Source organism: Microbulbifer regidiadema (SeqCode) (assembly GCF_052467605.1).
In genome coordinates, this window is sequence record NZ_CP174316.1 from 4,624,101 (window position 1) to 4,639,468 (window position 15,368).

The following is a 15,368-nucleotide window of genomic DNA, read 5'->3' on the forward strand; positions in this document are numbered from 1 at the left end:
AGCAGCCTCAGCCGGCGAGCGCAGATAAAAACGCGGTTGCCGGTGCGGACAAGGCGCCACGGCTCTTTAATAACACCCCCACCTCCTGACTGACTACGGGCGCGGATAGTGGTCGGCATTCCAGTCTATATTCTTGCACTTGGACTTCGCACAAGCTGGGTAGCGCGCTGATTCCCATGCCCGTGCGCACCAGCTGGCCGATTGTACTGAGCTGGTTGGCTTCGCAGGTATAGTGGACAGCTTTACCGCTTTGTTGAAAGGCCTCATCGGCCCAGCGCCTTACCGCTGAGCCGCGATTCATCGCAATAAACGGAAAGTCGGCCAGATCGCTCCAGCGCACCTTGGCTTTATCCGCCAGTGGGTGCCGGGGTGGCATAACTGCGATAAAACGATCCCGGTGCAGGGGCACAAATTCCAGTCCGCCCAAATCGTCCGGGCGAAAACTGATACCCAGCTCCGCCCTGCCATCCTGTACGGCTTGGGTTACCCGCTCCATTACCACATCTTCCAACAGAATATTGATTTGCGGGTGCTGGCGGTGGAAGCCGGCTAACAACTGCGGCAGTTGGTTGAGTGCATAGGCGGGAATCACCGCCAGGCGCAGCTGCCCCCGCTCCAGGCGAAAGGCTTGCTGTACCGCATCCAGGGATTGATCCCAGCTGTGCAATAGTTGTTCGGCGCGGGTGAGGAATTCGCTGCCCTCTGGCGTGAGTGTGAGCTGGCGGGCTTCGCGACTGAAAAGCGGGCCGCCAGTGGCATCCTCCAGATTGCGGATGGCAATCGACAGGGCTGGCTGAGACGTGTGCAACTGGGCGCTGGCCTGGGCCAGACTGCGGCTGCGGGCCACAGTGACAAAGGCGCGCAGTTGTTTAATTGTGGCACTCACAGCGGCTGGCTCCTGGGGATGGCTCGGTCGCGCTATATTAACTTTTATTTAATAAATCTAAAAAAGATTAAAATAGTTTTAAGTCGTGGGGCAGGGCATGATTGCTCTCCTTGCGCCCGCGAGGGCGATTCGACAACACAATAATGAGCACAAGGTCTGTTGAAATGAAAGACAATCCCCAACCGCTCTGGCAGCCCAGCGCAGAGGCCATTGCCGCCACCCAGATGGATGAATTTCGTCGCAGGATCAATCAGCAGTACTCGCTGAACCTCACTGATTACGCGGCCCTGTACCAATGGTCCGTCGATAACCGGGAAGCTTTCTGGGCGGAGTTGTGGGATTACACCGGGGTGATTGCCGCAGATAGGGGCGATACGACCCTCAGTGGCGATACTATGCCGGGGGCCCAGTGGTTCCCACAGGCACGCCTGAACTTTGCCGAGAACCTGCTGCGCTATCGCGATGACAAAGCGGCTCTGGTCGAGCGGCTGGAAAACGGCAGCCGCCGCGAGCTGAGCTACAGGGAGCTGTACGATCGGGTGGAGCGCCTGTCAGCAGCCCTTGTTGCCCAGGGCGTTGTTGAGGGAGACCGGGTAGCGGGCTTTATGCCCAATGTGATCGACACCGTCGTGGCCATGTTGGCCACCACCAGTCTCGGTGCTATCTGGACCTCCTGCTCGCCGGACTTCGGTATCAACGGGGTCTTTGACCGCTTTGGTCAGGTGCAGCCGAAAGTATTATTTGCCTGTGAGGGCTATTTCTATAACGGTAAGGTTATCGATTCACTGCCGCGCCTGCGTGAGATCGTGCAGCGCATCGAGTCGATAGAGGCCCTGGTGGTGGTGCCGGTTGCGCGTTCGGAGGAGGAAACCGCTCAGGTACTAGCGGCAGAACCGCTGGATAAAGCGGTACTACTGCCAGCTTTCGAAGATGCGGCGCCCGCTCGCGAGCTCTCCTTTGTACCAACGGCGTTTAATCACCCGCTGTATATCATGTACTCCTCCGGCACTACCGGTGTGCCCAAGTGTATTGTGCATGGCGCGGGGGGCACTTTGCTCCAGCACCTGAAGGAGCACCGCCTGCACTGCGATCTGCGCCGCGAAGACACCCTGTTTTACTTCACCACCTGCGGCTGGATGATGTGGAACTGGCTGGTGAGCGGCTTGGCTTGTGGCGCGACATTGGTGCTGTTTGATGGCTCACCGTTTTATCCCGCATCGCAAAGTCTCTGGGATATGGCCGATGAAGAGGGTATCAGTGTGTTTGGTACCAGTGCCAAATATATTGCCGCGCTGGAAAAGAGTGGCTGTAAGCCGCGTGAGAGCCACAAGCTGGAAAGACTGCGCGCGCTGCTCTCCACCGGCTCCCCGCTGGCCCACGAGGGCTTCCGCTATGTCTATCGGGATATAAAGGCGGATCTCTGCCTGTCCTCCATTTCCGGCGGCACCGATATTGTGTCCTGTTTCGCCCTGGGCAACCCTACACTGCCGGTCTACGCTGGTGAGTTACAGTGTCGCGGTCTGGGTATGGCGGTAGAGGTTTGGAGTGATGCGGGCAGTGCCGTGCTCGCAGAGAAAGGTGAGCTGGTCTGCTCTAAATCCTTCCCCTGTATGCCGATAGGCTTCTGGAACGACCCCGATGGAGCCAAGTATCGCGGGGCCTACTTTGAAAATTGGCCCGGTGTCTGGGCCCACGGCGACTATGCCGAGATTACCGCACACGGCGGCGTGGTGATTTATGGTCGCTCCGATGCGGTACTGAACCCCGGTGGTGTGCGCATTGGCACCGCAGAGATTTACCGCCAGGTGGAGAAGGTCGAGGAAGTGCTCGATAGTATCTGTATCGGCCAGCCCTGGCAGGACGATGTGCGGGTAGTACTGTTTGTGGTGCTGCGCGAGGGGATTGAGCTGGATGAAGTGCTGACCCAGAAAATTCGCACCACTATTCGCGCTAATACCACCCCGCGACATGTGCCGGCCAAGGTGGTCCAGGTGGCGGATATTCCCAGAACCATCAGCGGTAAAATTGTGGAACTGGCTGTGCGCAATGTAGTGGAGGGTAAGCCGGTAAAAAATAAGGAGGCCCTGGCCAACCCTGAGGCCCTGGCGCTGTTTGAAAAATTGCCGGAGTTGGCACAGAACTGAAGTTGAGTGAGCGGTAAGAGAGCGTAACCCGGCACCATTTTGTTTGTTGCGGTTCTGCGCTACCCTTGCCCCTATAAACAACAGTAACAATTCACGGTAGAAAGAGATTTATGGTTACTTATCTTTACTGGGCAGCAATTATTGCCCTGGTTATCACCGCCCTTTTTGTCGGCAGTCGTATGGGCAGCCTTAAGGTTGGCGCAATCGTGGCTGCGGTTTTCTTTTTGGGCGGCTGGCTTGCGTACTATTTTCACTATGAGCAGGTGTTTGTGAAGCGCTTCGGCGGGGTTATGCGTATCTCTGTGCCCGATGGTTACCGGCACATTGGTGCTACCTGGAAGGAGGATAATTTGTGGATCGAAAATTATAACCCGAAAACAAATCAGTGTATTTTCACCGAGTATTCCAAGGGCAATATTCTGGAGGGGCGGGTGATTATCCAAAACTGTAACCCACTGCTGCCCAGCCAAACAGCGGCCCAGCCCTAAATATCTCAATCGGCTTATTGGGCGTTTAATAGGCCGATTGATCGATCCCAGCTGTAGCGATCAGCTGGGTACACAAGCTTGCGAAAGGGAGGGATGCCCGGATTTTTATGGAATAGCCGCTACTGACACTGGATAAAGACTTTGCGAATTCTCCTTGTCTCCCTACTTGTTACCCTGAGCGCACTGCCAACTCACCTGGCAGCGGCTATCCCGTTTTGGGATCGCCTACCGGATTTTACCCTGTCGCTACAGGGCGACCCCCAGCTACAACAAAAATTGACCACCGAACTCAATGAGCTGCGCAAAAACAGTAGTGTGCTGGAAAGCTACGAAGAGCCGGCCGATATTGCCCACTATGAGCGGGGCAACCTGGAAAAACTACTGCGTGCACAGGGATATTACGATGCCACTGTGTATGAATCTGTCGCCGATAACCAGGTCTCTTATAAAGTAACCCCCGGCCCTCAATACCATATCAAGAGTTTGGATATTGAAATGCCCAGCGGCTTGCGAGCGGGTTTTAGCGGCTTGCCTATTCATATGGGAAACCCTCTGATTGCCAGCAAAGTGCTCGAGGGTTCGGAGAAGATCACCCAGTACCTCAATGAAAATGCCTGCCTGCTGAACGTTGATGTCAGTTACCAGGCAACCGTGATTCACCGGGAGGCCGCCGCGCGATTGGAGTATCGGGTGGCCCCCAGCCCTGAAGTTCATATTGGCGAAGTTCGCATTGAGGGAGCCAGTTCCATTGAGGCGGATTACCTATTGGACAAGGTGAAGGTCAAACCCGGGGATTGCTTCAGGCGCACGCAACTGGATGCGGCCCAGCTGCGTCTGCTGCGCACCAACTTGGTTGCCAATGTGAATACTGAGGTTTCTGAGCCCTACAATGGCTTGGTGGATGTCACCTTTGTTATTCAGGAGCGCAATCACCGCACAATCACTTTGGGGGTGGGGTATACCTCCGATGAGGGGGCGGGTATTTCGGCCGCGTGGGAGCATCGCAATGCTTTTCATCGCGGGGAGAAAATTGAGGTTGAAAGCAAGCTGAACGAGGTGAAACAAACTCTGGAGGGCAAGCTGACGATCCCGCGTTTCTTCCATGACAAGCAGCGCCTAACCGGGAGTATTGCTCTGGAGGGGGAAGATGTCGATTCCTATAGTTCAGAGTCCCTGACATTTAGCGCTCTGGTCTCGCGAAAAATTAGCACGCATCGCACACTGAGTGGCGGTATTGAACTGAAGTTCAGTGAGGTGGATGAGAAGGTGGAAGGGGCGGTTGATGAAGATGACCCCGATGAAAACTACACCCTGCTGGCTTTCCCCCTGGGTTTTAAATTAAATACAACCGACAAACCCCTGGACGCCCGTCGCGGGGCAACTTCTGCACTGGAAGTAAAACCCTATATTGACCTGAGAAATACCAATACCACCTTTATCAAAAATACCCTACAGCTCACCGCGTACAAGACCGCCAGTGAGTGGCGCTACCAGCCCACCTTGGCGCTCAGATTAAGGGCGGGGGCAATTATTGGGGAGTCGAATCTTGAGCTGCCCGCAGATGAACGCTTTTATGCCGGTGGTGGTGGTTCTGTACGGGGTTATGGCTACCAGGAGTTGGGGCCGCGACTGGTGGAAATTGATGATGATGGTGAGGAGTCCCTTTCCGACGCCATCGGTGGCCGAGGGCTCAGTGAAATTTCCCTGGAGGGTCGTTTTCGCTTTACCGATACCTGGGGTGGGGTGATTTTTTTCGATGGCGGCAATGCCTATGAGGACCCATCGCCGAAGTTTTCCGACCTGTTTTGGGGGGCGGGCTTTGGCGTGCGCTATATCACTTCCTTTGCGCCCATTCGCATGGATATCGCCTTTCCCCTCGATCGCCGTGAGGGCATCGACGACCGCTATCAGGTATATGTGAGCTTGGGGCAGGCATTTTGATGCGCAGATTGAGCCTATTAGCACAGGGCTTTGCCCATTGGTTTGCGGTTTTCCTGCGCGGGTTTTGGCATTCCCTCGGTGCCAGGGGTTCCCTGCTAACGGGCATCTGCCTGTTGCTCCTGATGTCTGCTATTTATTTTCTCAGCACTGAGGCGGGGCGTGTGAGCCTTACCCGAGGGGCTTTTTATCTCGCTGAGCAATGGGTGGCGGACCTCGATATTGAAGCGGATGGAATTCGCAGTGAAAAGTTAGGGGCTTGGTTTTTTGAGCACCTGAGAATTGATTATCGAGACAATACGCTGGCCAGAGCCCGGGACTTGGAGATCAGGCTCAACAGCCTGTCCCGCGATCCCATTGATATCGAGAGAGTAGGGGTCCGGGATCTACTGCTCAACCTGGATACTCTCAATGAGCTTATCGCTGCACTGGCAGAGTCCAGCGCAGAGGGAAGTGAAGTTGTCGCTGAGGGGCCGGCACCGACTCAGTGGGAGTTGCTCATACCTGCTTTTCAGTTGATGGAACTGGATATAGCGCGTCTGCAATTAGTGGATAGCCAGCTGGGGAATATTCCCCCGCTCTCCATTCAAGCCAATGCTCTATACCGCTGGCAGAATAAACCGGCACAATTATTTATCGATATCAGTGAGCTGGACGATTCCGGGTTTAATTTCGTCGTCAATGGAGAGACACAGGGTGAACGTTTTGTGATCGCCTTCTCCACCAGTGAGCTGAGCCAGGGTTTTGCCAGCCGCTGGTTGCAGCTGCCGGAAAATCAGCTGCTGGATGCTCGCGGCACAGTATCCTTGTACCGGCAGGGACAGCAACTACTGCTGGATATCGATTCGATCGCGGCCCCACTGGCGGAGCATCAACTGGATCTCAGCGGACGTATCGAAGTGGATATCAATCCCTGGCGCCTCTCTTCAACAGGGATTGGGCTGCGGGTGGATGAGCGGCGCAGTACCCTTAAAGGCAGTGTTAGCGCTGACGGCGTTAATGTGACGGCTAACCTCAATCAGATCCCGCTAAGCCTCTCCCGCCCCTGGCAGGAGGTTCTCGACAGCGGTTGGCTCAGTGCCGACCTTACCGTGCAGGGTACCCTGCAACAGCCCAGTATCAATGGCCGCTTACAAGCGGAGAGCCGCTATCGGCAGCAGCCCCTGCAACTGGAGGGACGGGTAGCTACCCGGGCGAGGGTGATCGATCTGCAAGCCCTGTCTTTGCACTTTGCCGCTGCTCGGGTCGAGGTGCTCGGCACTGTAGATACCCATTTGAAGGCTCTGGATTTGCGCGGCAAGATTGACGAGCTGGATATTGAAGAAATTCGCCGGCTAACGGCTGCACTACCCGAGGGCGGTAGTGTGGTGATTCCCACCGCCCTGTCCGGCAGCCTGCACCAGTTGCACTTGCAGGCTAGCGGCCCTTGGAAAAATCCCAATCTCAAGCTGTCTTTGAGTGCAGAGGGCGCTTACCACGACTTGCAGGGTGAGTTGACGGCAGCACTCAGTGGAGATCTGCATACGCTGACAATCGATGAGATGCAGCTTAGCGGGGAAAAACTCAAGCTGGATATCGCCGGTCAGCTCGATATTGAGCAGAAGCAGCTGGATGTACGCGGGCAGCTTGATGGCAGAGATATCAGCTTGCGGGATGATCTGGGAATGACCGATGCTGAGGGGGTGAGCCTGGGCTTATCGTCCGCAGTAACGGCGCAGGGGGCGTGGAGTAACCCCCAGCTCAAGATTCACCTGGAGTCCGACGGTGTCGCGCAGGATTACCCTTTTAACTTGAAAGGGGAAGCCAGTGGGGATATGGATCTAATTACCGTCAGCGATCTGCGTCTGGAATTGTTTACCAATGGTCACGGCAATCTATTTGGCCCCCCCGTTAATCGGGGCCCCCAGTCTCCGCTGATTGCTTCGGGTTTTGATAAAGGGGAGACAAAACCCCTGCAAAGCCAGAGCCGCCTGACAGCCCTCGCCGAAGATGCCCAACAGCTGGGTCGGGTGGGGGTGGCACTGCTACAGGCCGACGGCTCGATTGAGCCGCGACAGGATCGATTGCAAATCGATATGGGGGCACGCAACCTGCCGCTGTTTCTGGCTGACCTCGCCGGTGTTTCACTGCCCGACTCGCTGGAGGGGGAATTGAGCCTGGATGGCAGGGTTGATGGCGCAATTTCAAATCCACAAATCAAGGTCAATCTGGTCGCCAAGGGCAATTTTCGCCAGGAACCCTGGCAGTTGCAGGGCAGTGTAGATTACAGCGATAAGAGCCTGGTAACCGATAGTATTGAACTACTCTGGGCCGGTCGCAATCAGTTGTCGATACTGGGTAGTCTGAATGCCGAGCGTCTGGATTTAGAGTTGCGCGGTCAGGGGGATCTGTCGGATCTGGCCAAGCATTTTTCCAGCGGTAGGGCGAGCAATGGCGATGTCAGCCTCTATGCGAGCATTGGCGGTAGCCCAAAACAGCCTGAACTCGACGGTGAGCTGCGGATTAGCGGGGAAGCCCTGGGGCGAGGACAGGGGGGGATTCAGGTTCAACCGCTATCGATAGTGCTCGACTGGCAAACCGACAAGGGGGAATTGCGTACCTCCCTGCTTGCCCAGCACGGTGGCAGCAATGCGGTGAATAGCCAGATTAATCTATTGATCGCGCCACTGCTCACACAGTTATTTGCCGACAGTAAGCGCAAGGGCGGCCTGCAAAATGTGCCCTTACAGTTGCAGGGTCACGGCACTGCCGATTTGTCAGTGATTGCGGAATATATCGATCCCCGTGTCCACCGAATGCGCGGCTTGCTCAGTTTTAATGTCAAAGGTAGCGGCAACTGGCAGCGCCCCCTTTTAGTGGGGGGGATCGAATTGAGTGATGGCAGTTATGAACACCGCCCCAGCCACACTCGTATCGACGATATTAATTTCTCTGCACAGCTATCTCCGCAGGAGTGGCGAATTGTACAGGGGAGCGCTACGGACGGTGATGGGGGTAGCATCAATTTGGAGGGCGCCGTTTTCTTGCCTCCAGACAGCGCCCCCAGTCTTGATCTGGTGTTAAGCCTCAGCAAGGCCCACTTGCTTAACTCCCCAGGTGTGCGCGGTGCCATATCCGGTGATGCCCGCCTGTCGGGCTCTGCCCGGGATAGTAAAATTACCGGGCGCTTCACTTTGCAGCCACTGGCGGTACAGATCGAGCAGTGGATTGGCAGTAGTGTGCCGGAAATCCAGGTAGTGGAAGTTCAAACCGATGGCGTGCAAGTACAGCAATCTCCCCCGCTGTTCAGTGCAATTGAACTGGATGTCGAGGTTGTACTGGACCAGCAATCCTATGTGCGAGGGCTTGGGTTAAATTCGCAATTGCACGGGCAAATCGATATTCGGGGCACTGCTGCCAAGCCAAAAGCCTCTGGTGAATTGACCATCGTGCGTGGCAGTTTTGATTTGTTCGGTAAGAAGTTCGATTTAGACGATGGAGAAGTGCGTTTCGAAAATAATGAAGTCGCAATTCTGGTAAAGGGCATCTATGAATATAGCGATGGTGAGATAACGGCTGAGATATCCGGTACTGCTGCCGACCTCGATATTACATTTAGCTCTGATCCCTCGGCTTCCCAAGATGAGATACTGGCGCAGCTGCTATTTGGTAAGTCGCTATCCGATATTTCACCACTACAGGCTGTTCGCCTAGTCAGCGTTGTGCGCAGTTTGCAGTCAGGCCGCGCAGTGTTGGACCCCATTGCCAAGACGCGCGAATTATTGCACTTGGATACGCTCAATATCGAGCAGGAGGAGGGGGATGAAGGCGATGAGTACGCATTGAGTTTGGGTAAATATATTACCAATCGAATTTATATCGAATTGCAGAGAAGTACCGATCCCCTCAGCCCCTGGCAAGCGGAAATGCAAATAGAGCTGCGGGATAAACTCAATCTGGAGTTCCAAAGTGCCGATGACGGCGATAGTGGTTCCGGCAGTGTAGAGTTACAGTGGAAGAAAGACTACTAACCTAAGTGGTTTTAAGGGTAGTTAACTTTAGAACACAGTAACTCTGCGGCTCTAAACTATTTACAAGTGCTTCTGCACGTAATTTAAAACATCGGTGGGCGCAGTACTCTCTTCAAATCTATCTTGCAGTCTATAGGCCATTTGTTCCAGGGGGGCATCATTGTAGCCATAAGTTTGGATTTCAGTGATATAGCGCTTGATAAACGCCTCTGCCCCCAATAGCGACCACTGGTGGACATGAACCAGCTCGTGAAAATGGAGGGAGCTATCCCCTGCATAGGGCGCTTTAACAAAGTAGGTATCTTTATAGGTGATACCCGCTGCTTGCATATCGACAAAATCGCCCAGGCCCATTTGGTACAATTCGGGGAACTTTGGTTTTGGGATATCATTAACTACAACAAAGTAGCTGCGGCAGAGAAAACTTTCACTGTAATACCCGGCAAACTCTCCTCTGAACCGATCGCAGGATTGCCTTTTGTCCTTGAAGTCAATAAGTGTCTGATCGATCCATTGGTTTATCTTTTCTAACATCTATTATATTTCCTTTCGATTAACCTGGAGGGCGCCCCCTCCAGGCTGATGGTGACCATTCTATATAGTAAAGAGGTATCGCTCTCTAGACGTAGGAGTAGATCACTGAACTGCTCTCTTTCTTCTTTTTAAGATATTTTTTACAGGGGTAGTAGAGTATCGCAATCAGAACAACCCAATAGGCATAAGTTCTTAGTAAATTAGGCTCATAGCCTTCAGGCCATACTTTGGAGCCGTTGAAGAAATTGGTTGCAACACCGAACTCCAAGTAGCTCCATAAGTGCGCGGACAGATTGATAAGCGGTATGTGTAGTAAATAAAAGAATAAAGAGGCCTGGCCAAAAAGAAGTAAGATATCCAGCATTCGATTTTGTCGCTTTTCAACGATCGCCATAATCAGCAGAACGATACTCATGGTCATCAAGATGTAACTGAATGACATGGGGTATTTGGCGGTATTGATAAAGCCCAGGAATCCCTGCTGTGGGTTCCAATCATTGGGATCTCCAAAGCCGATCATTCTGACTGCAATAAATATCAAAGATAAGACGGCCGCCGTTAGCATAAGCAGACGCTCTCTTTGCTTATTTGCCATCTCATAGAGCAGTCCAAAGGCGTAACCCAGGTACATAAGTGCAAAGAGAGGAATGATACTGTAAATAGCAAAGATCTCTATATCGAAGTTAAAAACCCTAAAACCAGTGCGCACATGCGCAAGAATCCAAAGCCATTCATAGCCCCCGAGTAGTTGACGTATGAAGTCGTCATTTAGGTAGCCGTGCAAGGAGACTATGGCTAGGCAGGCGATAGTGGTCCCTATCATTGGCAGATAGATTAGGCCAGCGAGTATGATCATGGATACTCCGAGAGCCCAAATGACCTGCACAAAAGCGAAATTATAGGCAAATTGCCAAGAGATATTGACCAGGGTTAGCTCGAAGATAACGAGTACTATCCCGCGAAGTAGCAGAAATTTTGCCAGCTCGGATTTGGAATTAAGTTTCTTGCCGTGGAAGTATGCGCTTAATCCCGTCAGGAAGATAAAGCCCGGGGCACATATATGTGTAATCCAGCGGGTTAAAAATAAAGCGAGGGATGATTGGGATAAATCTAAAGGGTCAAACTGAGTTGAAGTCCAAAAATCTCGAGTATGGTCGAGAGCCATAATGATCACCAATATACCTCTAGTGATGTCTATTGCCGGATATCGCAAGTTGGTATCTCCACAGTAAGTGAACTTTATAGGGCTTGCCCCTCTATAGGGTTTGACCGCCTTGAAATTGGCTTGGTGGAATAAGAAGGCGAGCTATAAATATTATCTCTCTCGGCCGTTGTTTATTGTTGCTTGAGGATAAAGAGGCTGGCGTCCCTCTGTATTGTACCTATATTGTGTAGGTGACCAATGGGTTTTTACGGGTATGGCTGAGTAATGAAGGAACGATGGTGCAAGTAAGCTAGTTTTGTTTTTCCATAGTACGGGTTACAGAAAGCTAGCCTTTGGAGAGAGGTTCTTCTGTGGAATACCGCAGGGAGAGAATATACGGCGCTCAAGCTGCGCCCTTCCGATTGAAATTTGTAGTTTCTTTTGGTGCATCTTGAGTATGTCGCCCCAACTTAGTGGCGGCTATTACATACAGCCCTATCTGGGCGTGGGCCCTGAACATCCCCTTCAATAAGGCTTTTCTTGAGCTAGGGCCACTTGGCTTTAATGCCTTTTGCTTTGAACTCTTCTAAGATTTCTGGGTTTTTCTCATTATAAAAAATAGTTAACTCTTCCAGATTGGGTAGGAGGTCGGCGTCATCGCTGGATTGAATGTCAAAGTCGTCGGTAGTGCCACACCAGAAGGGAATGATTTGTAGCCAAATAGGGTTGCCGCCTTCCTGATGGAGGTTGGTGATGTCCGTTAGCCATTCTTTTCTGATTTGAATGGAGTTGAAATAGTGTAGGGCTTCAGGGATGGGGTCGTAACCCTCCTCTTCGATATCTATCTCTCTTTCCGTGTAAGTTTCAGTAAATTGAAAAATATCGAATTCAGGTTGTATTATTTTGTAGTCGTAGATCAATTTTTCCAGTACTAACAGTCTAAAATTTTTGTCTCTAAATTCAGCGTACTCGCTCATATTCAAGTGTCCTTATAGAGAGATTTTTATTTTGCATCGGGGTTGCCGAGAAGGGAGAGGGAAAGAGTACACTGCGTTCTGGGCTGTATGAGCCATGTATGGCGATTGCGCGCTGTTAATACTATCTCTCTCGGTCATTATCTCTTGTTACTGGGGGCTGGCTTCCCTCTATATTGTATCTATATTCCGCAGGTGGAAATTGCTTTCTAATGCTCGGATTGAATCTTGTTGGAACGGTGGTGCAGGTGGGGTATTCAAGGTTATTTTTATTGCCCAGTATACGATATTATTTGATTTTTCTTTGGGGCTCTACTGAAGGCCGGACCATGGGGGCGGTGATCTCGGCCTTTTAAGGTATAGATTGTTTGTAAATAAAGGGATTGTGTTCAGGGAGGCTTTGTCGACAGCTGCTCCAGAGCCCTAAATTCACAGCTGGGCTTTATCAATTTACTTTGATGTTGCCGTGTTGTGCCTGAGTCACTACGGTATAGGGTAAAATAATTGTATCTGCTGCCACAGAAAAGGCGGCGTCTATGGCGACTAGGGGAACACGATTGAGTGTTGATCCAGTATTTGTGGTTTTGCTGGGCTCGCTATTTAGCAGACAGAAGGAATAAGAGGTGCCGCTGTAAACTCTTGGAATACTTTCACAATAGCTTTTGTGGCCTCTATGGGCGATATCTACCTGATTGTCCCTTGGGTTAACTGTCTTGACGGTGGCACATGAGGCGCAGAGCAGGGAGGTTAATATTAAAGAGATTGTATGTTTCACTCATTAATCCTTGATGATGTGATTTGTTGCAGAGCAATAGAGTAGCAGCTTCTTAATTGGTTCCAAGTTTTTAAGTGCGCGGCTTATATTGTTAATGCTTCAAGTTTGAGTGATGTGTTGCGTAAAGAGCCCTTAATCCATTTCTTCTACATTGAATTGAGCAAATTGGAGTAAGTCTGGCCGTCAAATGGGCAGTAGTAATTCTGGACATCAAACAGTAGTAATTCTGGACATCCACCAAAGTAGAAGCTTAAAGGGTCAAGCCAATTGACACAGCACAGGCAGAATGATCAAAATTCTGGATATAAACACAGTAAAAGGTGAAAGTCCATGACTCTTCCGCGCAGCACGCAAATCTCTCTTGATGCGACCCCCTATTATCACTGTGTCTCCCGCTGTGTGCGTAGAGCGTTCCTTTGCGGTAGGGATGCGAAATCCGGAAAAGACTATGAGCACCGGCGCCGGTGGATTGAGGCCAGGATGCATAAGCTGGCCTCAATTTTTGCTCTCGATATCGCTGCCTATGCGGTAATGAGTAATCACACCCATATTGTGCTCTATATCGATACCTCCACAGCAAACTCCTGGTCCACTATCGAGATAATTGAACGCTGGCAACAACTTTTCAAAGGTTCTGCGCTGAGCCAACGTTATCTTCGCGGTGAAGCCCTGGATGCCGCCGAGCTGGAAAAACTTCAGGAGGTGACATCCCTTTGGCGCGAGCGCCTGGTCGATATCAGCTGGTTTATGCGCTGCCTGAACGAGTCCATCGCCCGCCAGGCCAATGCCGAGGACAACTGCACCGGTCGTTTCTGGGAAGGGCGTTTCAAATCTCAGGCCTTGCTGGATGAAAGAGCCCTTGCCGCCTGCCTCGCTTACGTGGACCTCAACCCTATCCGTGCCGGTATCGCTAAAACTCCAGAAGAATCCGATTACACTTCGATCCAGCAACGCATACACACAGCCATCTCAGGCCAGCAGCCCAAAAGCCTACTGCCACTGGTGGGCGGGGAGCGCCAGGATATGCCTAAAGGCTTGCCTTTTCAGCTGGATCACTATTTAGAGCTGGTAGACTGGAGTGGCCGGCAGCTTCATCCTAAAAAGCGCGGCGCTATTTCCGAAAACATCCCACCTATTTTAAATCGGCTGGGTATTTCGCCAAAACACTGGCTCTATCTAAACCGCAATTTTGAAAGCCGCTTTAAACGCTTGGTGGGCTCGGCGGAAGCGGTACGCCAGGTCTGTGCGCAGCAAAATAAACGCTGGGTGCACGGGCTGCGCGATTGCCAGCGCTTTCTTAGCCCCACCCCTTGCTAAATTACAGAAATCCGCTTATCAGCTGCCCCTAGATTTCGATTCTCCATTCTTTGGATGTCCTGTTTTGTTGTTCTCCAGAAGAGTGTCCAAGGATTGCCAATCTTTGGGTGTCCAGTTTCGTGATCCTGATCTATGGGTGTCCAGAAATGTTATTGCCGTTTCGTGGAAAGTCAGAACCCTTTTCCAAACTATGGGTGTCCAGAACTGTCTCCGCAGAACTGTCTCCGTCTCCGTGGGCGTCTCCGTGGGTGTCCAGAACTGTCTCCACGCTTTCCGTCCAGTTTCGCTTTCCAATCTGTGGGTGTCCAGTTTCGTGTCCTGTCCAGTTTCGTGTCCGCTAGAAGATTTACCAAGGTGTTATCGTGGGTGTCCAGAACTGTTTGTATCAATTGAATCCAGACGATTCTTAACTACTTGGTTATAGACGGAGTGGAATCCCCTATGGCGAGCCATAGGACTAATACCTTCATCAGGGATACGTAGAAAAATGCCATTTGAAGCTTCATCCAAATTGATTCCTACTTTCTGTAAAACAGGATGACTTTTCAATTGGCTTGGAATTATGTGTTGCGCTTGATAGCCAGTCCATTTGAGATTCTTATCAACCCCCATAGACTCAAGAAGATTTTGGCCTAGAATCCTCGAATTACCGCCGGTAACTACTCCTTCTGAACCAGACAACAAACGAACATCATCTGCAACATTTGCAAGTGAGCTGTTTGGAACAACAAACTATATTCTTTCTAACCCAATGCCATCGACTAATAAAGTCCTCAAAGAATCCGAAATATACTCTGCATCTTCAACATCTAAATCACCAAAATCAACTTTATAAAGCCCAAATCCTTTTGCCCCAGTCATCATGATTAAGCCCCCCCCTCCTTCATCATCACCAATAGCTAACGACTGTGGAATATATTCTTGTATTTGATATTCCTCATTCATCTCAATACAACCATCAGGGCTCCATATCCTAAAATATCTATCACTATCGACAAGAATCTCAACCTCTGTCATTTCAGCAACTATTTCACAATAATCCAATGGTAATTCAATGCTACTAAATTCTTTTAATGAATTAATATCATTCGAACTTGCCGCTTCCTCACTAGCTTCAATTTTTAAGCGTGAATTTAAGTTTCCAAGCATGCTCATAAA

Annotated in this window: 12 protein-coding genes; 5 read left to right on the forward strand and 7 right to left on the reverse strand. The window is 51.3% G+C overall.

What is annotated here, in order from left to right; genetic code table 11:
* Nucleotides 1-7: 7 nt before the first annotated feature.
* The gene (locus tag ACJJIF_RS20885; RefSeq protein WP_444930178.1) at nt 8-886 is read right to left on the reverse strand and encodes a LysR family transcriptional regulator; all 879 of its coding nucleotides are present in this window, start codon (nt 884-886) and stop codon (nt 8-10) included.
* A 164-nt stretch (nt 887-1,050) separates the two neighbouring features.
* Between ACJJIF_RS20885 and ACJJIF_RS20890 the strand changes: the two genes are divergently transcribed.
* The 4 genes from ACJJIF_RS20890 (at nt 1,051) to ACJJIF_RS20905 (ending at nt 9,466) form a co-directional block, all read left to right on the forward strand.
* Nucleotides 1,051-3,030 (forward strand): acetoacetate--CoA ligase, encoded by a 1,980-nt coding sequence (locus tag ACJJIF_RS20890; protein WP_444930179.1) that lies wholly within the window; start codon nt 1,051-1,053, stop codon nt 3,028-3,030.
* Between the two features lie 110 nt (nt 3,031-3,140).
* On the forward strand, nt 3,141-3,518 hold the full coding sequence (locus ACJJIF_RS20895; protein WP_444930180.1) for a hypothetical protein: 378 nt from the start codon (nt 3,141-3,143) through the stop codon (nt 3,516-3,518).
* A gap of 141 nt (nt 3,519-3,659) precedes the next feature.
* Entirely contained in the window at nt 3,660-5,459 is a 1,800-nt protein-coding gene (locus ACJJIF_RS20900; protein WP_444930181.1) for an autotransporter assembly complex protein TamA, read from the forward strand.
* A complete protein-coding gene (locus ACJJIF_RS20905) occupies nt 5,459-9,466 on the forward strand; it encodes a translocation/assembly module TamB domain-containing protein (RefSeq protein ID WP_444930182.1) in 4,008 nt (1,335 codons plus the stop codon). Before ACJJIF_RS20900 ends, ACJJIF_RS20905 begins: the two co-directional genes overlap by 1 nt.
* A 60-nt stretch (nt 9,467-9,526) precedes the next feature.
* Here the strand turns inward: ACJJIF_RS20905 and ACJJIF_RS20910 are convergent, their stop codons facing one another.
* From ACJJIF_RS20910 to ACJJIF_RS20925, 4 genes are all read right to left on the reverse strand, one after another.
* Entirely contained in the window at nt 9,527-10,000 is a 474-nt protein-coding gene (locus tag ACJJIF_RS20910; protein ID WP_444930183.1) for a hypothetical protein, read from the reverse strand.
* An 85-nt stretch (nt 10,001-10,085) separates the two neighbouring features.
* Nucleotides 10,086-11,213: an acetyltransferase domain-containing protein gene (locus ACJJIF_RS20915; protein WP_444930184.1), complete on the reverse strand. Its 1,128-nt coding sequence runs from the start codon at nt 11,211-11,213 to the stop codon at nt 10,086-10,088.
* 476 nt (nt 11,214-11,689) lie between these two features.
* Nucleotides 11,690-12,121: a DUF6892 domain-containing protein gene (locus ACJJIF_RS20920; protein WP_444930185.1), complete on the reverse strand. Its 432-nt coding sequence runs from the start codon at nt 12,119-12,121 to the stop codon at nt 11,690-11,692.
* A gap of 442 nt (nt 12,122-12,563) precedes the next feature.
* A complete protein-coding gene (locus tag ACJJIF_RS20925) occupies nt 12,564-12,893 on the reverse strand; it encodes a YceK/YidQ family lipoprotein (RefSeq protein ID WP_444930186.1) in 330 nt (109 codons plus the stop codon).
* A gap of 330 nt (nt 12,894-13,223) precedes the next feature.
* On the opposite strand from ACJJIF_RS20925, the gene ACJJIF_RS20930 reads away from it, so the two are divergent.
* Nucleotides 13,224-14,210 (forward strand): transposase, encoded by a 987-nt coding sequence (locus tag ACJJIF_RS20930; protein WP_444930187.1) that lies wholly within the window; start codon nt 13,224-13,226, stop codon nt 14,208-14,210.
* 357 nt (nt 14,211-14,567) lie between these two features.
* On the opposite strand, the gene ACJJIF_RS20935 is transcribed toward ACJJIF_RS20930, so the two are convergent.
* Entirely contained in the window at nt 14,568-14,891 is a 324-nt protein-coding gene (locus ACJJIF_RS20935) for an AHH domain-containing protein (RefSeq protein ID WP_444930188.1), read from the reverse strand.
* Nucleotides 14,892-14,942: 51 nt separating this feature from the next.
* On the reverse strand, nt 14,943-15,359 hold the full coding sequence (locus tag ACJJIF_RS20940; RefSeq protein ID WP_444930189.1) for an SMI1/KNR4 family protein: 417 nt from the start codon (nt 15,357-15,359) through the stop codon (nt 14,943-14,945).
* Nucleotides 15,360-15,368: the final 9 nt, after the last annotated feature.